Genomic DNA, 23,260 nt, shown 5'->3' on the forward strand with positions numbered 1-23,260 from the left:
GCTGCCGGGCACTGCTGCCCCAGACCGATTCGATGCGGTGGCTTTGAAGCGGTTACGCCCTGGAGGACGGCCTCCGCGGCGCGCACCGGGTCACGCTGACGACTCCGAGGAAGTCCGCCTCGAACCGAACACCGAAGCCGTCCTCCGCCATCTCCTGGATCGGGCCCGCTGGTGGCGTACCCGATGTCGTCGCCGACCCTCCCAGTCGGCTGAACGCGCCGACCGCCACCCGCACCGCGCGATGGCGGCATCGGAGTCGAGAGACCAGTTCCTCGGGTTTCTGCGGGCGGCGCGCGGTCGCCACCTCCGGGTCACCGGCGGCGAGGACCGCCTCCGTAAGCCACCGGACGGGAGAACGCCCCGATCGGCGAGGGTGCGACAGCGCCTCCAACCGGTCGCGTATCCCGGGCGCGTGCCGGTGCCCCGGTTGCCGCGAGCCGGCCGAGCACGTGCCCTCGGCCGGCCCCGGCGCGGCCGGGTACGACGCCCCGGCGGGGTTACGCCGGGATCACCCGGTAACTGAGCGCCGCCCACGGCAGGTTGGACTGCGCCAGGGAGCCGCTGGCCCACGAGGCGCCGGTGCAGCCGGTCCCGGAATAGACCACCACGGAGCGGGACCCGGAGACGATCTGGATCGACCGGGACGCCTGCGACAGGGTGTGACACGCGCCGAGGTCGTCGAGGTCGACCGCCGTCACCGCGCCGGCCCCGTTGCTTCCCGCATACAGATAACCGCCCTCCTGAAGGGGAGGCCAGTCGGCGGCCCCGGCCGCCCCGGCGCCGAGGCCGATCAGGGCCGCGGCCATGGTGGCGGCAGCGGCTGCGCTACGGATCTTCGTCCTGGGGGTGAACATGTGACTCACCCTTTCGTGTGTGTGCCGCCACGGCTGGGCGTCGGCACGACGGGTTCGACATACGGTCGGCGCAGATCATTGCACATTGAAGCATGTGTCGGGCAGGGACAATCCGGCCATGCCGACGAGGACGTGTCACCCGGGTGTGTGCACCAGTCAATGCGGTGATGGGTTCAGGTGTGTGCATGTGTGTGGCGCACACCCCGCACCGGACGCGAGGAAGCCACATGATCGGCAGGCACAGGCTGACCAGGCCGTGACGGTGGGGGTGGCGGTGGCAGTGGCGGCGGGAGCCGGCGGCCTCGCCGGGACGGGCCGGGCCCCGCGCCCGGGCCTGACCGCGCAGGGGCGCCGACCGGTCCGGCGGTGCAGGGTCTCGGGCAGGCGCTCCGGGACCGCCCGACGCCCTGGGCGTGTCACGCACCCCGTCGTCGGTCCGATCCGCCGGCACGCTGGTTCACGCGAGCATGGGAGCCGGTTCCGCGGCCATGGCCTCTTCCCGCCCCGCTCTCCGTCAATGGCTGCCTCGTCCAGAACCTCACCCTGGACCAGGAGCCGCCGGGGTCGACGACTGCGGCGACGTGGTGATCCACGGCCGCAACGCCGGGTGCACCGTCTGGGCGCCTTGCGCCCCGGCATCCGGGGCGACATGTGCCTTCACCGCGGCGGTCCTCAGAAGCCGACACCCCGAGCTGCGGGACACATGCGTCACCGTCTTGACAGGTGACGCGCGTGTGGCGCACGCTGGGGTCGTCTCCGGTGGCAGGGGACGCCATCCACGATCGAGGAAGGGGACCATGGCCATGAACGAGGAACTCATCGGCGAGGCGGCTGCCGCGGCGGCCCGGCACGCGCGTTACGGCAGGCTGCCCGAGCGCATCCGCTTCGAGGAGATGACCGAGGGGGTGGAGGCCGGGCCGGGCGACGGGGGGCGTGCCTCCTACGACCCGCAAAGCGCCTGGAAGTACTACTCGTGCCTGGCCCTCGATCTGGGTCTGTAGCCCGAAAACGGCACGCGCGCGGTAGTGAACGACCGCCGACAGCGCACCCGTCGTCCGGCGGCCGGCCCACCTTGGTGGCACACACCTCGTGGCCGGTCGCGCGCCTGGGCTCGGGATTCCGCGCGGATGACCCCCCGCCCGATCGAGGGACCATCGGCGGCACGCCGCATCCGTCACCGGCCGGCCGGGCGACATGATCGGAGAGTGACCTCACCGTGAACGGAAGCGAGCCTCATGCGGACCTCGGTCGTCTTGTTCACCTGTGATCTGCGCCTGTCGGACCATCCGCCGTTGCGTGCGGCTTTGCGCGGCGGCGGGCGGGTGGTGCCGCTGTTCGTCCGTGACCCCGCCGTGGACAGGGTGGGTTTCGCCGCGCCGAACCGGCTCGCGTTCCTCGCCGACTGCCTGCGCGACCTGGACGCAGGACTGCGGGAACGGGGCGGCCGGCTGGTACTGCGCGAGGGCGACACGGTCGCGGAGGTGTGCCGGGTGGCCACCGAGGCGGACGCCGACGAGGTGCACATGACAGGCGACGTGAGCACCTTCGCCCACCTGCGTGAACGGCGGCTGCGTCAGGCCCTGCAGGCCGATGGGCGGCGCCTGTACGTGCACGAGACGGTGAGCACCGCCGTCGCGCCGGGCGCGGTGACGCCGGCCGCCTCCGACCACTTCGCGGTGTTCACGCCGTACTACCGGCGCTGGTCCGAGCAGGGCCTGCGGGACGTACTGGACGCGCCGCGCACCGTCGGTGTGCCGGAGCAGGTGGACTCCGCCCCGCTGCCGGAGCGCGGCGACGTGAGCGGCGTGTCGCCGGCGCTGCGCCCGGGCGGTGAGACGGAGGGACGGCGCAGACTCGCCGCGTGGCTGCGCTCCGGCGTGGACGCCTACGAGATCCGGCACGACGACCTCGCGGGCGACGCCACCTCCCGGCTCTCCCCCCATCTGCACTTCGGCACGCTGTCACCGGTCGAGGTGGTCCGCCGGGCCCGCGGGGTCGGCGGCGCGGGCGCGGAGGCGTTCGTACGGCAGATCACCTGGCGGGACTTCAACCGTCAACTGCTCGCCGCACGCCCCGAGGCCGCCACGCGCGACTACCGCACCCGGCGCGACCGGTGGCGCGGCGGCAGGGACGCGGAAGCGGATGCCGAGGCCTGGCGCCAGGGCCGCACCGGCTACCCCCTGGTGGACGCGGCGATGCGGCAGCTCCGCCACGAGGGCTGGATGCACAACCGGGGCCGGCTGCTCGCGGCGAGTTTCCTGACCAAGACGCTGTACGTCGACTGGCGGGTGGGCGCCCGGCATTTCCTGGACCTGCTGGTCGACGGCGACGTGGCGAACAACCAGTTGAACTGGCAGTGGGTGGCCGGCACGGGCACCGACACCCGGCCCAACCGGGTCCTCAACCCCGTCGCCCAGGGCAAGCGGTTCGACCCGGACGGAGCCTATGTGCGGCGCTGGGTCGAAGAACTGGCGGACGTGGAAGGCGGTGCCGTGCACGAGCCGTGGAAACTTCCGGCCCGGGAACGCTCCCGGACCGGCTACCCCGAGGCAATGGTGTCGCTGGCGGAGGGCTTGGAGCGCTTCAAACGTGCTCGGGGGCAGACGTAAGTCCGGTGCCCGTGCCCGGCCCGCCCGGCACCTGGCACGCGGGTTCCCCGGCCTCGCCGGGCCCTGACGCGATCTCAGGCACACGATCCGCGAGTGCGCCGACTCCCCGGGCACCCCGTCCCACACACACTGCCGCCCGCCCCCACGGAAGGCACCCGTGGGCGCGTAACAGGACGTTCTCCCGCTCGGTCCCCAGCGCCCGCACCTTGGCCACCCACACGACCGTGGCCCACACTCCCGCCGGCTGTACCCGCTGCCGCCCATCAGTCACCGAACCGGCCTGACTTCTCCTGATCCACCGACCACGCCGACCCCGAACCGGCCCGGAGGCGAAGACCCGGCCGGGGGAGTGGCGGCCGCTGCCGAGCCAGACGCCGAACGTCACCCGGCTGTGGCGCGGCGGCCGCCGTGTTCGGACCGCTCCGTGGTGCATGCGGACGCTTTCAACAGCCGCCCTGCGCCGACGCGTTGCTGACATCCGCTCCGGGCCGGGTACCCGGCCGTCGACGCGGGGGTGGTCGGCGTACACCTCGCCGAATCTGCTTAGCTGTCGCAATGAGCAACCCAACGCCCCCTTCGCAGGCAGCCGTTGATCCCGGTGAGCTGTTCCAGGATCCCTACGGCGTCTACGGCCGGCTACGTGAGGAGGGACCGGTCCACCGGATCACCGGCACGGACGGCCTTCCCGCGTGGCTGGTCACACGGTACGACGACGTCCGCCAGGCGCTTGCCGATCCCCGGCTGTCCCTGGACAAGCACCACGCGAACCCGGGCGGCTACCGGGGCATGGCCCTGCCGCCCGCGCTGGACGCCAACCTCCTCAACATGGACCCACCGGACCACACACGTATCCGGCGTATGGTGTCCAAGGCCTTCACTCCCCGGCATGTCGAAGCGCTCAGGGTGCCGATCCGGCGCACCGCGGACCGGCTGCTCGACTCCCTGTCCGGGCAGGACGAGGCCGACCTGATCCCCTCCTACGCCGCACCGCTGCCGATCATCGTGATCTGCGACCTCCTCGGCGTGCCCCAAGCCCAGCGCACCGACTTCCGTGCCTGGACCGACGCCCTGTTCGCGCCCGACCCGACGCGGCCGGAACGGGCCAGGGAGGCGGTCGGCCACCTGCTGTCCTTTTTCACCCGGCTGATCGCAGGCAAGCGCGCCCATCCGGCCGACGACCTGCTGTCCGCACTGATCGCCGTACGCGACCAGGAGGACCGGCTCGGCGAGGACGAGCTGATGTCACTGGCCTTCCTCATCCTGGTCGCGGGCTACGAGAACACGGTGCACCTGATCGGCAACGCGGTCGCGGCACTGCTCACCCACCCGGAGCAGCTGGCCGCGCTGCGAGCCGACCCCGGCCTGCTGGACCGTGCGATCGAGGAACTGGCGCGCTACGACGGCCCGGTACCCCTGGCGATCCGCCGCTTCCCCACCGAGGACACCGTCATCGGCGGCGTCACCATCCCGGCCGGCGAGACGGTCCTGCTGTCGCTCGCCGCGGCGCACCGCGACCCGCGCCGCTTCCCCGACCCCGACCGGCTGGACATCGGACGTGACGCCGGCGGGCACCTGGCGCTGGGACACGGCATCCACTACTGCCTCGGCGCTCCGCTCGCCCGGATGGAGACGGGCATCGCGCTCACCGCGCTGTTCGACCGCTTCCCCGGCCTGTCGCTCGCCGTCCCCCCGCGCGAACTGCGCTGGCGGCCGTCCATGCGCTCCCGTGGCCTGCTCGCACTCCCCGTACGGCCGGCGGATCGTCCGGGGCGGTCCGACAGCCCCGGTTCTCTTCGTCGTTGCCCGTGAACGCACGTGGCGAGCGCCTGCGGGCAGCGTCGGGGTGGCGGACGGCAGCCGTGACGCGCACGGCCCGTCCCGCCCCCCGGCCGGCCGTGTCGCCGTCACCACGTGCGACGGACCACCGGATGCCGGGGCCCGTCGGTGGTGATCGGCTCAGAAGCCGGTGAGGGTGACCTTGCCGATGGCGGTGCCGGACTCCATGACGCGGTGCGCCTCGCGGAGATTCGCCGCGTTGATCCTGCCGAGGTCCCTCACGGCGGTGCTGTTGATGATGCCCGCGTCCACCAGGCGGGCGACCTGGGTCAGGATGTGCCGCTGCCGGACCTGGTCGGCGGTCCGGAAGAGGGAGCGGGTGAACATGAACTCCCAGTGGAAGGAGATGCTCTTGGCCTTCAGCACGCCGATGGGCAGGGAGTCGTAGTCGTCGATGGCGACGATTTTCCCGAAGGGGCGAAGGGCTTCGGCGTAGGCGGCGAGGTTGCCGTCGGTGTTGGCGGTGCTGAACACGTGGGTCAGGCCGCTCGGGGCCACTTCGGCGATCTGCGGAGCCAGGGGCTCGCGGTGGTCGATGATGTGCCGCACACCCATGCGGGTGGCGAAATCGGCGGTGTCGCGACGGGAGGCGGTGCCGATGACGGTCAGGCTGGTCAGGGCACGGGCCAGCTGGGCCGTGATGGACCCGACACCTCCGCCTGCGGCGGTGATCAGCAGGGCGCCGTCCTGGTGCAGACCGCCGTTCTCCAGGCCGAGGTGTTCGAACAGGCCTTCCCAGGCGGTCAGTGAGGTCAGCGGCAGGGCCGCGGCTTCCGTGAAGGACAATGTGGCGGGCTTGAGGGCCACGATGCGCTCATCGACCGTGTGGTACTCGGAGTCGGCACCGGCCCGGTCCAGGGCTCCGGCGTAGTAGACCTCGTCGCCGACGCCGAACTGCTCGACCTTCTCGCCGACAGCGACCACGGTGCCGGCCGCGTCCCAGCCGAGAACCTTGATTTCGCCACCCGGGTCGTTGTTCCGCCGGACCTTGTAATCCACGGGGTTGACCGCCACGGCCTCGACCCTCACCAGCAGGTCGTGCGGGCCGGGCTCGGGGACGGGCAGTTCCACGTCGATCAGGCTCTCCGGGTCGTCGACGGGGAGGCTCTTGCGGTAGCCGACGGCCCGCATGGTGGTCTGGTTCATGGAAGTGTCTTCACCTTCTGGGTTGGTTCTCGCAGGGAAGCCAGGTGCGCCGGGCTCCCGCCGTACATGCGCGCTTGAGCTGCGGGAATCCGCCACCTGTGACCGACCGCCCGGCGTTCTCCGGCCCATCGGGCGTCCGCTCCCCGGCACCCGTTCATCGTGCTCCGAAGCAACCCATAAGTCCAAGAACCTCATCGCATCTTTTCTATAACCTGAGCACATGGCGACGCTGCGACAGCTGGAGTACCTGGTGGCCATCGTGGACGAGGGATCGTTCACCCGCGCCGCGGAGAGCCTGAACATCACCCAGCCCGGGCTCTCCCATCAGTTCCAGGCGCTGGAGCGGGAGGTCGGCGGGCCGCTGCTGGAACGGCTGCCGCGTGGCGTGCGGCTCACCCCGGCCGGCCGGTCGATGCTGCCCCATGCCCGGGCCGCGTTGGCCGAGGCCGGCCGGGCCACGGTGTCCGCCCGTCGTGCCGCCGGCGTGTCCACCGGTGAGCTGCACCTGGCCACGCTCTACTCGGTCAGCTCGGGTGTGCTGCCCACGGTTCTGGGCCTGTGGCGCCGGAAACACCCGGGCGTGCGCATCCGGTTGTTCGAACACCGCCGGAGCGACGAGATGGCGCAGGCCATGACCGCGGGCCAGGCCGACGTCGCCGTCGGTCCCCTGCCGGAGGACTGGGAGGGCACCGCCCGGCACATCGGGGCCGAGGAATTCCTGGTCGTCACCCGGTCCGATGATCCGGTGGCGCTCTCGGACCGGGCACCGCGTGTCCGGCTGTCCGACCTCGCCGAACGCGAGTGGGTGCACTTCACCCCGGCCAGCGGCCTGTCCGACGTCCTCGATCGGGCCTGTGAAGCCGCCGGCTTCCGCCCCCGGGTCGCGGTACGTACCGAACAGGCCCCGTCGGCCATCGGGTACGCGGCGGCCGGACTCGGCCCCACACTCGTGCCCGCCAACACCATCCCGCCGCATTTCGCCGGCGCCTTCCTCCGTCCCGATCCGCCCCTGCGCCGACAACTGACCGGATACACCCGCACCAGCCCGGATCCGGTCACCTCGTCCTTCTTGGAGACCCTGGGGGAACACGCCCCGCTGATGCCGACACACGTCGCCAGACGCCTGCGCACCGCCGAGCGTTCCATCCGTCGTCCGCCGCCGGAACGGCAGTGAGCCGCCGCACGGACCGGGCGGACGGCGCCCCGGCCCGGAAACGTCCCGGCCGGCTCCGCCGTGGACGACACCGACTGCTCCCGTGGACCACCCGGTAGCCGATATTCGGGCTGGTGAGATCGGTAGCGAGGGCGACCAGCGCCGAGTTGCGGGCGGGTGCGGACCGGGATGCCGGGTCGGCCGAGTTTCCGGGGCATGCCGTGTGTCGAGATCGGCTAGCCCGGGGCCATTCCCGGGGAGAGCCACTGCCGGCCTGGCCTGGCTCATGAGAGCTGAGGCCGCATCTGGGGCTGTTCGGGCGAGGCGTCGAAGGAGTTCAGCGAGCCGTGGAGGCAGGAGGACGGGATGACGGCCCGGGATCAGATGGTCGTATGTGTCACCGAACGTGAGGTGCTTGGGCGTCAGATGGCAGAGACGTTCGGTGGGAGAGCCGAACAGCAGAGTGATCGCGTCGGCAGCCCGGACGTCTGTGACAGGGCATCGCTGGTCAGACAACGCTGCAGGAGTGACCATCGTTCGTCCTCGTCGAACAGGTCCTGAGGCTCCTGCCGTGGGATGGAGGGGAGGGTCAGTTTCACGGGTGAGCCATGGGCTCGTGGTCCAGTTCAGGGAATATTGGATCAGGCAGCGCCGTTGGCTTGTGGCTCGAACGATCCAGCATGGGCCGCGACCGCGGGGGCACCGGGTCAGCGGCCCGGCCACCGCGATGCTGGCCAGGAGCGGTACCGCGTACGCGGTGGGCCTGGTAACGCGAGTCTTGGTGGAAGACGCTGATGGGCGCACTTGCAAACTCCGCGCGTCATGCCTGCGTGTCGGCCCCGCACAGTGCGCGTATCCGGCCGGGAGCGCCCACGGTCAAGGGCGTTCGTGGCGGAGCAGGTAAGGATCCCGGCGTGGCGGGAAGGTTCCGTGAACTCGGGCGAGCACGCGGCCGGTTCTCGGTGTCGGGGACACGGGTCCGAAGCCGTCAGCCGGTGCTCGGCCGGGACGCGCCGCGAGGGGAGAGGTGCCGGTCTACGATGCCCTCGACGATTCTCATCAGGCGGTCCCCCGTCTGATCGATGCTTCCGTTCTGTGTGCTGACCTGCGCGCCTTCGAGTGCGAAGGTGATCTCGGCTGCGGCCTGCTCGGGGTCGGGCAGCCCGGCTTCGGCGCACATGCCGACCAGTCTGCGGGTCTGGCGGGCCTTGTGGTTCTCGATCACTTGCCGTGCGGGGTGGGAGCGGTCGGGCAGTTCGGCGAGGGTGTTGATGAACGGGCAGCCCCGGTGCGAGACGGCCGGCAGTCCCTCGGCGATGAAGCGGGCCAGGCCAAGGATCTGCTCCCTGGGCCGGCCGGGGTATTCCCTCTCGACCCGGTCGAAGGCGGCCTGGTAGTCGGCGGCGACGATCCGCATCCACTCCGCGACCAGCGCGTCCTTGGTCTCGAAGTGCCGGTAGATCGCCATCTTGGTGGTCTCGGCCCTCTCGGCGATCGCCTGGACGCCCACGCGCCGGATCCCCTCGCTCAGGAAGAGTTCTTCCGCCGCGTCGAGGATGCGCTCACGGGGCGGCAGTTTCGCCACCCTGCTAGGTCTTCTGGTGGTCGGTGCCATGACTTCTCCGTGACGTGTCCGGTCGGGTGCGGGCCTCGTGCCTCAGTGCTCTTTGAGGGTACCAACCGGTCCTGCGCGATACCGTCGGGTATCGTCAGAGACTCGGCAGTACCGTTCTTCCGGTGGGGAGTTGAGGGTGAGAGTTACCGAGTACGTGAACTACGACGCGGTCGGACTCGCGAAATTGGTGACCGAAGGAGAGGTGACACCCGCCGAACTGCAAACAGCCGCACGCGAGGCCGCGCAGGCCGTCAATCCGCAGATCAACGCCATCGTGGAGACCTGGCCGGCCGACGACGAGCCCCACCCCGGCGGCGCACCGCTGGCCGGAGTCCCTTTCCTGGTCAAGGACATCGGAGTCACCATCGCCGGCAGGCGCGCGGAACTGGGCAGCCGCCTCGCGGCCGGCAGCATCGCGCGAGCCGACTCCTCCCTGATGGTGCGCTTCCGACGTGCCGGCCTCATGACGTTCGGGCGTACCGCCACACCGGAGATGGCGTACAGCATCACGACGGAACCAGAGCTGTACGGCACGACCCGCAACCCGTGGAACCTCAAGCGGAGCGCGGGAGGATCCAGCGGGGGCGCGGCCGCGGCCGTCGCTGCCGGAGTGGTCCCGATCGCACACGCCACCGACGCCGCCGGCTCGCTGCGCATCCCCGCCGCCTACAACGGCCTCTTCGGGCTGAAGCCGACCCGTGGCCGGGTCTCCATGGGCCCCGACTTCGACGAACTCTTCAGCGGCCTGGCCGTGCACGGCAGCGTCAGCCGCACCGTACGCGACAGTGCGGCACTGCTCGACCAGATCCGCGGCCCGGAACCGGGTGACCCCTACGTCACCCAGCAGCCCTCCCGGCCGTACGCAGAGGAAGTCACCCGCCATCCGGGCTCACTGCGGATCGGTGTCCTCACCCAGGCATGGGGCGGACGCCGCACCACCACACCGGTGGCCGACGCCCTCTCTCACACCGCGCGGCTGCTCGAATCCCTCGGCCACCGGGTGGAGGAGGCCGAAGTCGGCCTCGGGGCCGACTGGGAGGAGTACGTCCTGGCCAACGCCCGTCTGTTCACGGCGCATCTTGCGGCCATGATCGACGAGTTGGCTACCGCCCTCGACCGGCCCGTCGACTCCTCCACCCTCGAACCGGTGACCCTTGCCGGCTACCACTATGGTCAGCGGGTCGGCGGCGCCCAGTTCGTCACCGCTCTCACGATCCGCAACCGGGTCGCCCGGAGCCTGGCGCAGTACTTCGCCACCTACGACATACTGCTCACCCCGACCTTGCCGGAGCCTCCCGTGCCCCTGGGGACCTATGACGAGAGCGTAGAGGCGCTGGACGGCCTCGGCTGGATCGCCCGCGTCTTCGACCGCTCGCCGTTCACCATGCCGTTCAACATGGCGGGCACACCCGCCATGTCCGTGCCCGTGGCAGCCGACGCCGGGACGGGGCTCCCGATCGGTATGCAGTTCGCCGCCGGTTTCGGCCTCGAAAGCCGCCTCTTCCGCCTCGCCGGCCAACTTGAACAGGCAAGCCCGTGGTCGCACCGGATTCCCCCGGTGTGGGCAGGCAATCCCACGAACCACTGAGAAGCGCTCCCGGAGCCGGGAGCTTACGGGCCGTGCGCTGAGCGAGCGTGAGAGGCATCTGGCGCGTGCCGTCCCCGGCACCCCACGACCTCGCATGGTCACGGCGCCCGCCGCCCGCACCACCTTTGATCGTCGGCCCCACGAGCAATGCCCACGGTTTGCGGACCGGGTTGGGAATGCCATCTTCCCTGAAGTTCCACAGCCACCGGATGCGGGGCATCGGTCATGCGGCGCTCGACGTGTTGCGCGCCGAACCGCGGACCGATCCCGACCGGATCGCCGCCGTGGGCTACGGCACGGGGGTGCCATCGGGCTGGAACTGGGGCGCGACGGTGTCGGCCTGCGCGCGATCGGGACAGTGAACGCCACCCTGCAGGGGTGCGCTGAGCCCCGCCTCATCAGCTGCCTCTGCCCAGGCCGGCGCGTATGAGGGCGGCACGTCGGGTACGAGGCAACCGGCAGTTCCCACCGAAGCGAAATCACGAGCCCTCCGTTGTACGTATGAATAGCTCAGCTGTCTCAGCGCCTCACCTGTCTCAGTGAAACCGTGGTCGACCACGCGAGGAAGGGTGAAATTACGGTGCAGACCGGCCGGATTTTCTCTCCTCGCGTACCTCTTTTCCCGGTATCTTTCCGGGGTGAGAACACTCCGGAAGCTTGCCCTGTTCGCGACAGCCTGCCTGACCGTCCCCTTCCTTACGTCGTCCCCGGCAGCCGCGGACGACCGTGACTTCTGCGGGAAGACCGTCTCCGGCGCCATCCTCGACAAGTACATCGCGATGGGTGACGTGTCCTCGCCGCTGAAATGCCCGGTGACGGACGAGATGACCACTCCCGATGGGCGCGGCCGGTACACCCACTTCCAGGGCGGCTCGATCTACTGGTCGGCGGTGACCAATGCCCACCCGGTATGGGGGGCGGTGCGCGATAAGTGGCAGGCGATGGGCTGGGAGACGTCCGCGCTCGGCTACCCGAAGTCGGACGAGCTGAAGAACGCGGACGGCAAGGGGGTGCGCCAGGAGTTCGAGGGCGGCACTGTGTACTGGTCGGCGGCGACCGGCGCCCATCCGGTATGGGGGAAGATCGGTGGGACGTGGGGCGAGTACGGCTGGGAGAACAGCGCGTTCGGCTACCCGGCGTCCGACGAGGCGGACGGTACCGGCTCGTGGACGGATGTCGACACCGGGCAGGTCCACACGTACCGGCTGGTGACGCAGAAGTTCGCCTCGGGTGCGACGCTGTTCTGGATTCCGGGCGGCGCGACGGAGGGCTGCGGCGGCGAGTGCACCGGCTACGAGGTGGAGGCACCGGGCAGCCTCGTCAAGCGGGTGCGAGTGAACCTGCCGACGGATTCGGACAAGTTCGTGCTGATGGTCTTCCCGACGGACGCCGGGTTCCGGGGCGGTATCGACAAGGCCGTCGACGGATGGCAGGAGGTGTGGACGAACACGCCGAATCCGCTGCGCCTGGACACGACCGACGAGGCGGAATCTCTGCGTGACCAGTATGCGTGTCACGCCGCGTACGCGCGTCAGGAATCCGACGGCGGCTGGAACACCGGCAATTCGTGGGATCTGGAGTCGGACAGGCCGAATGTGAGCTGGACGTACGCCACGGACGCCCTGTTTGTGGCGATCCACAAGTGCAACTGGACATGATCCTATAACGAGGCGAAGGGAGGCTTTTCGTGGGTGCCGGTTTTCTCGCTCCGTGAGTGGCCCCCTACAGCCTTTCAGGTGGCCGGCCGTGTTCTTGCCGAGGCGGTGGCTCACCGCACCCGGAGCGTGAATTCGTCTTCCCTGCCGGGGAGCCACCTCACCCAGAATGTGCCGAGCCAGGATTCGCAGGGCGCGGACGGACGTACGGCCGGCCCATTCGTTGGCAGACCGAAATGATGAGGGCTGTGATGTCGTCGGGCGACCACCGCGTCGGCAGACCGACGGCCAGGGCGTGAGCCCGCAAGCCCGTCTGGGCGCAGGTCCGCGTCCGTCGGATGGTGGGGAAGGCCCCCACCGGAGCCGATGCCGCGAAGGAACTCTCCCCCCGGACACGGCGCAGCCCATCGCCACGCCCTGAAACGCACGCCGTTCGCGCCGCCGCCAAGAAGCGGTGACCGTGTCGCCCCGGCCGGTCCGCGCCGCCGCCACGACGCGGTGACCGTGCCGCCCCGATCTGCCCCCGGTGCCCGCGGGTTCCGCCTCCCGGTGGCACGTCCGGGCGCGGGTGAACGGGCAGAGCACGTGCCCGTACGGACGCGATGCACGCGTTCCCCGTGTACGGCGGGTCACGCAACAGCGAGGATCAGCCGGGCCTGTGGCGTGCCGACCCGATCCGGTCCCGGCTGGCCTCCGGTTCCTCGGTCCCGGTCCCGTCCGGTTCCTTCGTTCCGGTCCCGTCCGGTCCGGCGGTCCATGGTGCGCCCCAGACATCACGTCCCGTCCCGGCCCCGGCCACCGTACGGCCGGGTGCCCCGACTCGTCCGAGGCGCGACACGAGGGCGCCTCAAGGCAGGAGTTGAGTTGCACATACGCCGAAGCGCCGCGCCGCCCCGGCGCGGACGCCTGGCCGCCGGTGCCACCGCGCTGACCGCCGCCCTGCTGGCGGCCGTCACCGCGGTCGTACCGGCCCACGCGGCGACCGGCGAACGGTCCGCCGAGCCGTCCGCCGCGCAGCCCGCACGAGGTCACACGGAACCGCTGTGCGGCCCGCCCAAGCCGCACGAGTTCACCTGCTTCGGGCTGCGCCGCACCGACCTGCCGGCCCGTCAGGGACTGCGCGGCGCCGCAGACCTCCCCCCGGGCTTCGGTCCCGCCGACCTGCGCAGCGCCTACGGCCTGCCCGCCGACGGCGGAGCGGGCGCGACGATCGCCGTGGTCGACGCCTTCGACAACCCCAACGCAGAAGCCGACCTCGCCGTCTACCGCACCCAGTACGGCCTGCCGCCCTGCACCACCGACAACGGCTGCTTCACCAAGACCGACCAGCGCGGCGGCACCGACTACCCGGAGCCCGAGCCCGGCTGGGCGACCGAGATCTCCCTCGACCTGGACATGGTCTCCGCGGTGGCGCCGGGGGCCCGGATTCTGCTGGTCGAGGCGGACAGCGCCGCGATCGAGGACCTGGGGGCGGCCGTCGACCAGGCGGTCGCGCTCGGCGCGAAGTACGTCTCCAACTCCTACGGCTCCAACTACACCTTCTTCCCCGAGGACCCGGCGGAGTCGGCGGCGGACATCCACTACGACCACCCGGGCGTCGCCATCGTCGCCTCCTCCGGCGACTACGGGTACGGCGTCGCCTATCCGGCAGCCTCACCGCACGTCACCGCGGTCGGCGGCACCACGCTCGGCAAGGACCCGTCGGCCGCACGCGGCTGGACGGAGTCGGTCTGGCACCACGACGGCACCGGCACCGGCTCGGGCTGCTCCCTGTACGAGCCCAAGCCGGCGTTCCAGCGGGACACCGGCTGCCCGGGACGCACCGTCGCCGACGTCGCGGCGGTCGCCGACCCGGACACGGGTGTCGCCGTGTACGACTCCTTCGGTGACACCGGCGGCTGGGGCGTGGCCGGCGGCACCAGCGCCTCGGCACCCATCATCGCCGGTGTGTACGCCAACGCGGGCACACCGGCGGCGGGCAGCTACCCCGCGGTCTACCCGTACGCGGGCGGCGGGAGCGGACTGCACGACGTGACCACCGGGTCGAACGGCACCTGCGCACCCGCCTACCTGTGCACCGCCGGCCCGGGCTACGACGGGCCCACCGGCCTCGGCACCCCCGACGGCACCGCGGCCTTCACCATGGGCCCGCACGGCACGCTGACCGGTACGGTCACGGACGCGGCCTCCGGCGCCGCCGTCACCGCCGCCCAGGTGACGGCCGGTTCGTACAGCACCACCACGGACGGCCACGGCCGCTACACCCTCCCCCTGCCCGCCGGCGACCACGACGTCCGCGTGACGGCGTACGGGTACGCGCCGGGCACCCTGCCGGGCGTCCACCTCACCGAGGGCGCCACCGCCACCGGCGACCTGACGCTGCGCAAACTGGCCACCCACCAGGTCACCGGCACCGTCACCGACGGCTCGGGACACGGCTGGCCGCTGCACGCGAAGATCACCGTGGACGGGGTGCCGGGCGCCCCGGTGTGGTCCGACCCGGTCACCGGCGCCTTCCGCCTCGACCTCCCCGAGGGCCACACCTACACCCTGCGCGTGGTCGGTGACGACACGTACCGGTCCCTCGCCCGCAAGGTGACCGTGGACCGCGCGGACCAGACCGTGCCCCTGGCCCTGCCCGTGGACACCTGGGCCGGGAACAACCCGGCGTACACCGTGAAGACGCGGACCGTCGCCACGGAGACGTTCGACGACACCTCCGCCCCGCCGGCCGGCTGGAGCGTGACCGGCACTCCGGGAACCGGGCGGGGCTGGGTGTTCGACGACCCCGGCGGCCGGGGCAACAACACCGGCGGCTCCGGCGGCTTCGCCGTCGCCGACGACGAACACGACGGCGACACCCCGCTGGACACCTTCCTCACCAGCCCCGCCTACGACTTCCGCGGCGCCGGAGACCCGGCACTGGGCTTCGACTCCGACTACGAGGGCTCCGGCGAGCAACAGGGCGAGGTACAGATCAGCACCGACGCCGGCCGGACCTGGACCACGGTGTGGCACCAGGACCAGACCTGGTCGAACGGCCGGGTGGAGATCCCGCTGACCGACTACGCCGGCGAGTCCGCCGTACGGGTACGGTTCCACTTCGCCGGGCCCGGCCTGCTCTGGGCGGTCGACGACGTCACCGTCACCGCACGGGTGGCCACCCCGGTGCCCGGCGGCATCCTCACCGGCACCGTCACCGACGCGAACACCGGCAAGGGACTGATCGGCGCCACCGTGCGCACGGGCGGCCCGGACGGGCCGGCCGCGCCGACGGTCGCCACGACCGGTGATCCGCGCGTGGGCGACGGCGCCTACCTGCTCTTCGTCCCCGGCTCCGGCGGGGCCGCCACCGCGACGGCGGCCAAGCCGTCGTACGCCACGGCCACGCGACAGGTCACGGTGCCGGCCGACCGGGTCGCCGCCGCGTCCTTCGTGCTGAAGGCGGGCCGGCTGACGGTCCGTCCGGCCCGGATCGACGTCACCGCCGGACAGGCGCCGGTGACGCGGAAGGTGACGGTACGCAACACCGGCACCGCGCCGGTCCGCGTGGGCATCGGCGAGCGCACCGGCACCTCCCCGGGTTCCCCGGCCCCGGACACCGCCTGGCGCCCGCTGCCCGGCCTGCCCGTCGCCGTGATGGACAACGCGGTCGACACCTACCAGGGCGCGCTGTACTCCGCCCTCGGCTCCGACGGCCGGCAACCCCTGGCCGACCTGTACGTGTACGACCCCGCCACCGGCGCCTGGAAGCAGGGCCCGTCCGCGCCCGAGCCCCGGCAGGCCACCGCGCACGGCTTCATCGGCGGCCGCCTGTACACCGTGGGCGGCTGGGGCCCCGGGGAGACGGTCAGCCGGACCACGCAGATCTTCGACGCGGACACCGGCCGCTGGTCCACGGGCCCGGACATCCCCGAGGGGCAGTTCGGGGCGGCGGGCGCCGTGCTCGGCGGGCGGCTCTACGTGGTCGGCGGCTGCACGAACACCGACTGCTCGGACAGCGTGTACTCCTTCGACCCGCGCTCCCGGTCCTGGTCCCGGGCCGCCCACTACCCGCAGACCATCAGCTGGGCCAACTGCGGCGCCGTCCACGGCAGGCTGTACTGTGCGGGCGGCGTCCACGACTACCTGGAGACCGCGGACGCCTACGTCTACGACCCCGCCTCCGACGCCTGGCAGCCCATCGCCGCCATGCCGACCGGCCTGGCGAGCGGCACCTACGCCGCCGCCAACGGGCACCTGCTCGTCTCCGGCGGTTTCAAGCGCGTCGGCGTCAACCGGGTCCTGACCGCGGAGGGCTACGCCTACGACCCCGGGGCGAACGCCTGGAAGCGGCTGCCGGACGCCCCGACGGCCGTCTACCGCGGCGGCGGCGCACCCGGCCTGTACCGGGTGGGCGGCAGCGTCGAACCCCGTTTCCCGGTGCCCGTCCCCACCGCCGCCCTCCTGCCGGGCTACGACCGCACCGAGACGGACGTTCCCTGGCTGAAGGAGAGCCGGCACCGGCTGACCCTGCGCCCGGGGCAGACCGCGTCCTTCACGGTGACGGCCGACCCACGCCGGCTTACCCGGCCCGGTGACTGGACGGCGTCCCTGACGCTGGCCACCGACAGCCCGTACTGGGTGCCGGAGATCCCGGTCCGCCTGCGCGTGCCGGACCGTACGGCCCCGTAGCGGCAGCACCGGACAGAACCACACCGCCGGACGGCTCCGGCACCGTCCGGCGGTGCTGTCGGCGATGCCGCCGGTACGGTGCGCCCCCACACGGCCTCCGGGACCTCGAAGGCCTTCGGTGACGCGGCCGGGCTCGCGGCGGCCCTGCGCGACTGGACGCCCGGCCGGGACCTGCCGGTCAACCGGCTCGCGGACTGGGAACGGGAACGGCTCCTGCACCTGGTCGAGCTGTCCCGCTCCGGCATCGCGCTGGCTGCGCTCGGTGCTCACCAACACCATGGTGACCTACCCCTACCGGGGCGCCGGACGGCCCGAGGCCGCGATCGCCATCGAGCGGACGATGGACCTGCTCGCCCGGCGGCTCGGCATGGACCCGATCGAACTGCGGCGGCGCAACTTCATCCCGCCCGACGCCTTCCCGTACGAGACGCCGACCGGACGCCGCTACGACAGCGGGAACTACGCCGCCGCCCTGGACCTGGCCCTGGACACGCTCGGCTACGAGAAGTGGCGTGCCGAGCGGGACCGCCGCCGCCAGGACCCGGACGCCCTGCCCCTGGGCATCGGTGTGTCCTGCTACGTGGAGCGCTCGGGCGGCGAGACCGGCGGCCTGCACGAGTTCGGCAGCCTCACCGTCCACGAGGACGGCACCGTCACCGCCCGGTGCGGCGCGGCACCCAGCGGCCAGAGCCACGAGACGGTCTTCCCCGCGCTGGTCGCCAAGGTTCTCGGCATCGAGGAGGCACGGGTCCGTCTCATCGAGGGCGACACCGGCGAACAGCCCGAGGGACTGGGCTCGTTCGCCAGCCGGTCGGCCCAGGTCGCCGGCGCCATGTTCCAGCACGCGGCCACCCTCCTGATCGACGAGGCCCGCGCACGCGCGGCACGGCTGTGGAGCGTGCCGGCGGACCAGGTCGAGTGGGTGGACGGGACCGTCGTCCACGGCTCGGCGTCCACCGGCCTGGGTGACCTGGTGCGGGCCACCGGACCGTTCCGGGTCGAGGACCGGTACGAGGCCGGCATGGCGTTCCCCTTCGGCGCGCACGTGGCGGTGACCGAGGTGGACCCCGAACTGGGCACCGTACGCATCCTCCAGCTCGTGGCCGTCGACGACTGCGGAGTCGTCCTCGACCCCGACGTGGTGCACGGGCAGGCGTTCGGATCGGCCGTGCAGGGCATCGGCCAGGCCCTGTACGAGGGCATGGCGTTCGACGACGACGGCGTACCGCACCTGCCCGGCGGATTCCTGGACTACCTGCTCCCCACCTTCGCGGAGATCCCGCCCATCGACATCAAGGACACCTGCACCCCCGGCCCCGGCACGCCGCCGGGTGCCAAGGGCGCCGGGGAATCGGGCTGCATCGGCACCCCGGCCGCCATCGTCAACGCCGTGGCGGACGCCCTGCGGATCGCCGATCCCGACCTGTTGCAGATGCCGCTCACCCCGGACAGTGTCTGGCGCGCCGCACGCGCCTCCCGGCACGAGGAAGGCGCCCGGTGAAACCCGCTCCCTTCGACTACGCCGTACCCCGCACGATCGCCGAGGCCGTCGAGGCACTCGGCGACACCGGGCGCAAGGCCCAGGTGCTCGCCGGAGGCCAGAGCTTGATCCTGGAGATGCACCTCCAACGCGTCCGGCCCGACCTGGTCGTCGACATCAACCACATCCCGGAACTCGACGGCATGCGCGTCGAGGGCGACGAACTGCGCGTCGGCGCCCTCGTCCGGCACGCCGCGTTCGAGCCGGCCACCGCCGTACCGGGCCCACTCGGCACGCTGCTGTCCAAGACCGTGGTCAACATCGCCCACCCGCCCATCCGTTCCCGCGGCACCATGGCCGGCAGCTTCGGCTGGGCCCACCCCGCCTCGGAGTGGTGCGCCATCGGCGTCGCCCTGGACGCCACCGTGGAGGTGACCGGCCCCGACGGCGCCCGCGCCCTCCCGGCCGGCGACTACTTCCTGGGGCCGCACCGGACCACCCGCCGGCCACAGGAACTCATCACCGCCGTACGTCTCCCGCTGCTCGGCGAGAACACCGGCGTGAGCTTCATCGAACACCGCCGCACGCACTTCACCTTCGCCCAGGTCGCCGTCGCGGCGGCCCTGACGGTGCACGACGGCGTGATCGCCGACGCCCGGATCGGACTGGTCAACTCCGCGGACCGCCCGATACGGGCACGCGCCGCCGAAGACTCCCTGATCGGTACCGAGACCGGCCCGCTCCCGGCGGGGCCCCGGCTCCCCGGCGAGCACCCCTTCGCCCGCGCCGGCCGGATCGCCGCCACGCAGGACGCCGCGCCACTCGACCAGCCGTACGCCGACGCGGAGTACAAGCGGCAGGCCATCGCCGTCCTGGTCGGCAGAACACTCCTGGAGGCGGCGGCGGACCAGCGCGCCCGCCTCACCGCACGAGAGGGATACCACCGATGAAGATCACGCTCGACGTGAACGGCACCCGGCACGCCCTCGACGTGGAGCCCCGCCGCCTGCTCGCCGACGTCCTGCGCGACGACCTGAAGCTCACGGGTACGCACCTGGGCTGCCAGCACGGCATCTGCGGAGCCTGCACCGTTCTCATGGACGGCAAGGCGATCCGGTCCTGCCTGGTGCTGGCCGTGCAGTGCGACGGCAGCTCCGTCCGCACCGTCGAGGGCCTCGCCGGACCCGACGGCGAACCCCACGCGCTCCAGCGGGCCTTCTCGGCCGAACGCGCGCTCCAGTGCGGGTTCTGCACCCCGGGCTTCCTGATGGTGGCCGCCGGCGCGCTCGAAGCCGACCCCGGACTCGCCGACGACCCGGAGGCCGTCGAGAGCGTCGTCGGCTCCAACATCTGCCGGTGCACCGGCTACGAACCCATCCGGCGCGCCATCGTCTGCGCGGCCCGGGCACAGCGGGACACCACCGCCTGAACACCCACCGGTCCCGCCCCGCCCCCGGAGCCGATCGAGGAGAACCCCATGAACGGTGACATACGCCCCGGCGTCATCGACGTCCACGCCCACTGGCTGCCGCGCGTTCTGCTCGCCCTCCCGCCCGGCAACCCGCTCGGCGGCATGAACGACCACGACGGCGAACTCTTCCTCGGAAACATGCCGTTGTCGTTCCCCACCGCGGCGATGACCGACATCGACACCATCGTCGCCGGCACCCTGAAGTCCGGGCTCGGCGCCCGCGTCATCTCCGCACCGCCCTTCGCCTTCCCCGTGCACGCCCCCGCCGAGGCGGACGACTACGTCGCCGCCTACAACGAACAGCTCGCCGACGCCGTGGCCCGCACCGACGGTACCCTCGTCGGACTCGGACTGGTCCGGCTGGACGACGTGGCCGCCGCCCGCCGGGAACTGACCCGGCTCGCCGCCGCGGAGGGCGTCGCGGGCATCGCCGTCCCGCCCGTGGTCGACGGCCGTTCCTACGACCGCGGAGTGCTGCGGGAAGTCCTGGGCGCCGCCGCCGAACTGGACCTGTCCGTGCTGGTGCACCCCATGCAACTGCCGCACCCCGAATGGGACCACCACTACCTGGTCAACCTCATCGGCAACCCGGTCGAGACCACGACCGCCGTCGCCGCCGTCCTCCTGGGCGGAGTCCTGGAGGAACTCCCCGGCCTGCGGATCTGCTTCGTGCACGGCGGGGGCTGCGCGCCGTCCCTGCTGGGACGGTGGGGGCACGGCTGGCGGCAGCGCGACGACGTGCGCCGGGGCAGCACCCGCGCTCCCGCGGAGTCCTTCGGCCTCCTCTACTTCGACACGATCACCCACGACCCCGAGGTCCTCGGACTGCTGCGTGCGCACGCCGCGCCCGACCGGATCGTCTGCGGCAGCGACTACCCCTTCGACATGGCGCAGCCCGACCCGGTCGGATACCTGCTCGGCCACGGCATCGACGCCGCGACGCTGGAGGCGAACGGCCGCAGGTTCCTCGGGACGAAGCCGGCGGACACGTCGAGCTGAGCCGCTCGCCCGGCCCGCCGCGGTCGGACGAACGGACCACACCCGACAGCAGATCGGAGAAACCCATGCGACACCTGGCACCCCACTTGCTGGAGTGGCAGGCCACCGGAGCCCCCTGTGCCCTCGCCACCGTCGTCGCCGTCCGGGGCAGCGCACCGCTGGCACCGGGAGCTGCGCTGTGCGTACACGCCGACGGCACGGTCCTCGGCAGCGTGTCGGGAGGCTGCGTCGAAGGCGCCGTCTACGACCTGGCTCGTGAGGTGCTGGCCTCGGGGGAGCCGCAGTTCGCCTCCTTCGGCAACTCCGACGACGCCTTCGCGGTGGACCTGACGTGCGGAGGCGAGATCGACGTCTTCGTCCAGCCCGTCGAGCACGACACGGCGCGGGTGCTCGCCGCCGCGCACCTCGGCGAGGCGGTGCGCCGTCCGGTCGTCGTCGCCCGCGTGCTGTCCGGACTCGACGGGCGGGCCGGCGCGGCCGTCGCCGTGTGGAAGGACGGGCACCTGGGCAGTACCGGCAGCCCCGACCTGGACCAGGCCGTCGTCGCCGACGCGCACGTGCTGCTCGGCCACGACACCACCGCCGTACGGACGTACGACCTCGGTGTGCCGGGCGAGCCCCGGGTCGTGTTCGAGGCGTGGTGCCCGCCGCCCCGGCTGCTGGTGTTCGGGGCCGACGCCCACGCCGCCGCCGTGAGCCGGATCGGCGCGTTCCTCGGCTACCACGTGACCGTGTGCGACGCCCGCTCCACCTTCACCACACCCGAACGCTTCCCGCACGCCCACGAGGTCGTGGTCGACTGGCCGCACCGGTACCTGGCGGGTACGCGGACGGACGACAGGACCGCGGTGTGCGTCACGACGCACGACCCGAAGTTCGACGTCCCCGTCCTCGCCGAGGCACTGGGACGACCGCTGGCCTACGTGGGCGCGCTCGGCTCCCGGCGCACCCAGGCGCGAAGGGTCCGCGAACTCAGGGAGGCCGGTGTGTCGCCGGACGCGGTGACGCGGATGCACGCCCCCATGGGCCTCGACCTCGGCGCGTCGACGCCACAGGAGACCGCCGTGTCCTTCGCCGCGGAACTCATCGCGCTGCGCAGCGGCCGCAGCGGCCGTTCGCTCTCCCTGCTCGACGGGCCCATCCGCCCGGCGGCGGTCGCGCACCGCCCCGGCCACAGTGCGGTCGCCGGAGGGCTCGCCTGACGGAACCGCCCCCGCGCACGGGCGGCCGAGCGTGATTACCCCCGCCCCCTCCGCCCCCTGGGACGAGGCTGGTCACATGTGACCCCGGGGAGGTGTGCGGGGCGTACCGGTCGCGGGAAGGCGGCCGGGGGAGCGGGACTTCCCGTCTCCTGGCCGACGACACCGGTAGACACGGCTGACGGAGCCGGGAGAAGCCATTCGGTTCCCCGAGCGCACGATGCGTGTACCCGCAGCGCACGATGTCGGGGAGCGGGTGCGGCTGCGCGGCGGGTTGTTCTTCACTGGGAGCGGAAGGTCGTAGACAGAAGGGTTTGCTCATGGCCACTTTGACGGTCTGGAAGTTCGATGCCCCCGAGAGCGCCGAGCAGGTGGAGCGGAAACTGCTCGATCTGCAGAAACAGGAGCTGATCCAGGTGGTGGACGCCGCCGTCGTCACCTGGCCCACCGAGGCGAAGAAGCCGAAGACGAAGCAGCTCACCGACCTGGTGAGCACGGGTGCCCTCTCGGGCAGCTTCTGGGGTCTGCTGTTCGGCCTGCTCTTCCTCATGCCGTTGCTGGGCGCCGCCATCGGTGCGGCAGCCGGCGCCCTCGGCGGCAAGCTGGCCGACGTCGGCATCGACGACGACTTCATCGACTCGGTCAAGTCCCAGGTGACCCCTGGCACCTCCGCGCTCTTCCTGCTCTCGGACGACGAGGTGCTGGGCCGGGTCAAGGAGGCATTCCCCGCCGAGCACGCGGAACTGATCCGGTCGAACCTCGACAGGGAGCAGGAAGCCCGGCTCCGCGAGATCTTCCACTGATCCGCGAGACCGGTCGCCGGCGGGGGCGGCGCGCCGTGGGTGAGAGTCCGCACGACCGGCGGGAACCTCTGCCCCGGGGTGTTCGCCGTTCCCGTCGTGCGCGGGGAGGGCTCGACGGCACCCGCACTCATGTGTATTAATGTTCAACCAATTTGCTGGTGCTGCGAGGAGGTCGCAC

At 71.9% G+C, this 23,260-nt stretch carries 16 protein-coding genes and 1 pseudogene; 14 read left to right on the forward strand and 3 right to left on the reverse strand.

The genetic code is table 11. The annotated features are described in order from the left end of the window. Positions 1-497 precede the first annotated feature (497 nt). On the reverse strand, positions 498-854 hold the full coding sequence (locus ABD350_RS17520) for a hypothetical protein (RefSeq protein ID WP_344349065.1): 357 nt from the start codon (positions 852-854) through the stop codon (positions 498-500). Positions 855-1,657: 803 nt separating this feature from the next. Here ABD350_RS17520 and ABD350_RS17525 point away from each other — a divergent pair. The 3 genes from ABD350_RS17525 (at position 1,658) to ABD350_RS17535 (ending at position 5,272) form a co-directional block, all read left to right on the forward strand. Then, positions 1,658-1,855, forward strand: coding sequence for a hypothetical protein (locus ABD350_RS17525; RefSeq protein ID WP_344349094.1), 198 nt, complete (start codon positions 1,658-1,660; stop codon positions 1,853-1,855). Positions 1,856-2,089: 234 nt separating this feature from the next. After that, positions 2,090-3,463 (forward strand): cryptochrome/photolyase family protein, encoded by a 1,374-nt coding sequence (locus tag ABD350_RS17530; protein ID WP_344349066.1) that lies wholly within the window; start codon positions 2,090-2,092, stop codon positions 3,461-3,463. A gap of 555 nt (positions 3,464-4,018) precedes the next feature. Beyond that, positions 4,019-5,272, forward strand: coding sequence for a cytochrome P450 family protein (locus ABD350_RS17535; RefSeq protein ID WP_344349067.1), 1,254 nt, complete (start codon positions 4,019-4,021; stop codon positions 5,270-5,272). Positions 5,273-5,419: 147 nt separating this feature from the next. Here the strand turns inward: ABD350_RS17535 and ABD350_RS17540 are convergent, their stop codons facing one another. Continuing rightward, a complete protein-coding gene (locus ABD350_RS17540; protein WP_344349068.1) occupies positions 5,420-6,445 on the reverse strand; it encodes a zinc-binding alcohol dehydrogenase family protein in 1,026 nt (341 codons plus the stop codon). Between the two features lie 220 nt (positions 6,446-6,665). On the opposite strand from ABD350_RS17540, the gene ABD350_RS17545 reads away from it, so the two are divergent. Beyond that, positions 6,666-7,619 (forward strand): LysR family transcriptional regulator, encoded by a 954-nt coding sequence (locus ABD350_RS17545; RefSeq protein ID WP_344349069.1) that lies wholly within the window; start codon positions 6,666-6,668, stop codon positions 7,617-7,619. A gap of 967 nt (positions 7,620-8,586) precedes the next feature. Here the strand turns inward: ABD350_RS17545 and ABD350_RS17550 are convergent. After that, positions 8,587-9,213 (reverse strand): TetR/AcrR family transcriptional regulator, encoded by a 627-nt coding sequence (locus ABD350_RS17550; RefSeq protein WP_344349070.1) that lies wholly within the window; start codon positions 9,211-9,213, stop codon positions 8,587-8,589. 136 nt (positions 9,214-9,349) lie between these two features. Between ABD350_RS17550 and ABD350_RS17555 the strand changes: the two genes are divergently transcribed. The 10 genes and pseudogenes from ABD350_RS17555 to ABD350_RS17600 all read left to right on the forward strand — a co-directional run bounded on the left by ABD350_RS17555 (position 9,350) and on the right by ABD350_RS17600 (position 23,082). Continuing rightward, positions 9,350-10,801 (forward strand): amidase, encoded by a 1,452-nt coding sequence (locus ABD350_RS17555; RefSeq protein ID WP_344349071.1) that lies wholly within the window; start codon positions 9,350-9,352, stop codon positions 10,799-10,801. 206 nt (positions 10,802-11,007) lie between these two features. After that, positions 11,008-11,180 (forward strand): annotated as a pseudogene (locus tag ABD350_RS17560) (dienelactone hydrolase family protein); the annotation flags it as partial. A gap of 259 nt (positions 11,181-11,439) precedes the next feature. Further along, positions 11,440-12,459 carry a DUF2599 domain-containing protein gene (locus ABD350_RS17565; RefSeq protein ID WP_344349072.1) on the forward strand — a complete coding sequence of 340 codons (1,020 nt, stop codon included), beginning with the start codon at positions 11,440-11,442 and terminating at the stop codon, positions 12,457-12,459. 924 nt (positions 12,460-13,383) lie between these two features. Continuing rightward, a complete protein-coding gene (locus ABD350_RS17570; protein ID WP_425584191.1) occupies positions 13,384-17,130 on the forward strand; it encodes a Kelch repeat-containing protein in 3,747 nt (1,248 codons plus the stop codon). A gap of 262 nt (positions 17,131-17,392) precedes the next feature. Further along, the gene (locus tag ABD350_RS17575; protein ID WP_344349074.1) at positions 17,393-18,631 is read left to right on the forward strand and encodes a xanthine dehydrogenase family protein molybdopterin-binding subunit; all 1,239 of its coding nucleotides are present in this window, start codon (positions 17,393-17,395) and stop codon (positions 18,629-18,631) included. Beyond that, the gene (locus ABD350_RS17580) at positions 18,628-19,560 is read left to right on the forward strand and encodes an FAD binding domain-containing protein (RefSeq protein WP_344349075.1); all 933 of its coding nucleotides are present in this window, start codon (positions 18,628-18,630) and stop codon (positions 19,558-19,560) included. Before ABD350_RS17575 ends, ABD350_RS17580 begins: the two co-directional genes overlap by 4 nt. Beyond that, positions 19,557-20,039: a (2Fe-2S)-binding protein gene (locus tag ABD350_RS17585; protein ID WP_344349076.1), complete on the forward strand. Its 483-nt coding sequence runs from the start codon at positions 19,557-19,559 to the stop codon at positions 20,037-20,039. The genes ABD350_RS17580 and ABD350_RS17585 overlap by 4 nt, the downstream gene beginning before the upstream one ends. 48 nt (positions 20,040-20,087) lie before the next feature. Continuing rightward, positions 20,088-21,080 (forward strand): amidohydrolase family protein, encoded by a 993-nt coding sequence (locus ABD350_RS17590; RefSeq protein ID WP_344349077.1) that lies wholly within the window; start codon positions 20,088-20,090, stop codon positions 21,078-21,080. A 65-nt stretch (positions 21,081-21,145) separates the two neighbouring features. Next, positions 21,146-22,282 carry an XdhC family protein gene (locus ABD350_RS17595; protein WP_344349078.1) on the forward strand — a complete coding sequence of 379 codons (1,137 nt, stop codon included), beginning with the start codon at positions 21,146-21,148 and terminating at the stop codon, positions 22,280-22,282. A 317-nt stretch (positions 22,283-22,599) separates the two neighbouring features. Further along, a complete protein-coding gene (locus tag ABD350_RS17600; protein ID WP_344349080.1) occupies positions 22,600-23,082 on the forward strand; it encodes a DUF1269 domain-containing protein in 483 nt (160 codons plus the stop codon). Positions 23,083-23,260: the final 178 nt, after the last annotated feature.

Source organism: Streptomyces nogalater, from assembly GCF_039532885.1.
Classification (GTDB): Bacteria; Actinomycetota; Actinomycetes; order Streptomycetales; family Streptomycetaceae; genus Streptomyces; species Streptomyces nogalater.

What these genes read in the sequence shown, in the direction of transcription:
- ABD350_RS17520 (WP_344349065.1), bottom strand. Translation starts at nt 854, where the DNA reads ATGTTCACCCCCAGGACGAAGATCCGTAGCGCAGCCGCTGCCGCCACC.
- ABD350_RS17525 (WP_344349094.1), top strand. Translation starts at nt 1,658, where the DNA reads ATGAACGAGGAACTCATCGGCGAGGCGGCTGCCGCGGCGGCCCGGCAC.
- ABD350_RS17530 (WP_344349066.1), top strand. Translation starts at nt 2,090, where the DNA reads ATGCGGACCTCGGTCGTCTTGTTCACCTGTGATCTGCGCCTGTCGGAC.
- ABD350_RS17535 (WP_344349067.1), top strand. Translation starts at nt 4,019, where the DNA reads ATGAGCAACCCAACGCCCCCTTCGCAGGCAGCCGTTGATCCCGGTGAG.
- ABD350_RS17540 (WP_344349068.1), bottom strand. Translation starts at nt 6,445, where the DNA reads ATGAACCAGACCACCATGCGGGCCGTCGGCTACCGCAAGAGCCTCCCC.
- ABD350_RS17545 (WP_344349069.1), top strand. Translation starts at nt 6,666, where the DNA reads ATGGCGACGCTGCGACAGCTGGAGTACCTGGTGGCCATCGTGGACGAG.
- ABD350_RS17550 (WP_344349070.1), bottom strand. Translation starts at nt 9,213, where the DNA reads ATGGCACCGACCACCAGAAGACCTAGCAGGGTGGCGAAACTGCCGCCC.
- ABD350_RS17585 (WP_344349076.1), top strand. Translation starts at nt 19,557, where the DNA reads ATGAAGATCACGCTCGACGTGAACGGCACCCGGCACGCCCTCGACGTG.
- ABD350_RS17590 (WP_344349077.1), top strand. Translation starts at nt 20,088, where the DNA reads ATGAACGGTGACATACGCCCCGGCGTCATCGACGTCCACGCCCACTGG.
- ABD350_RS17595 (WP_344349078.1), top strand. Translation starts at nt 21,146, where the DNA reads ATGCGACACCTGGCACCCCACTTGCTGGAGTGGCAGGCCACCGGAGCC.
- ABD350_RS17600 (WP_344349080.1), top strand. Translation starts at nt 22,600, where the DNA reads ATGGCCACTTTGACGGTCTGGAAGTTCGATGCCCCCGAGAGCGCCGAG.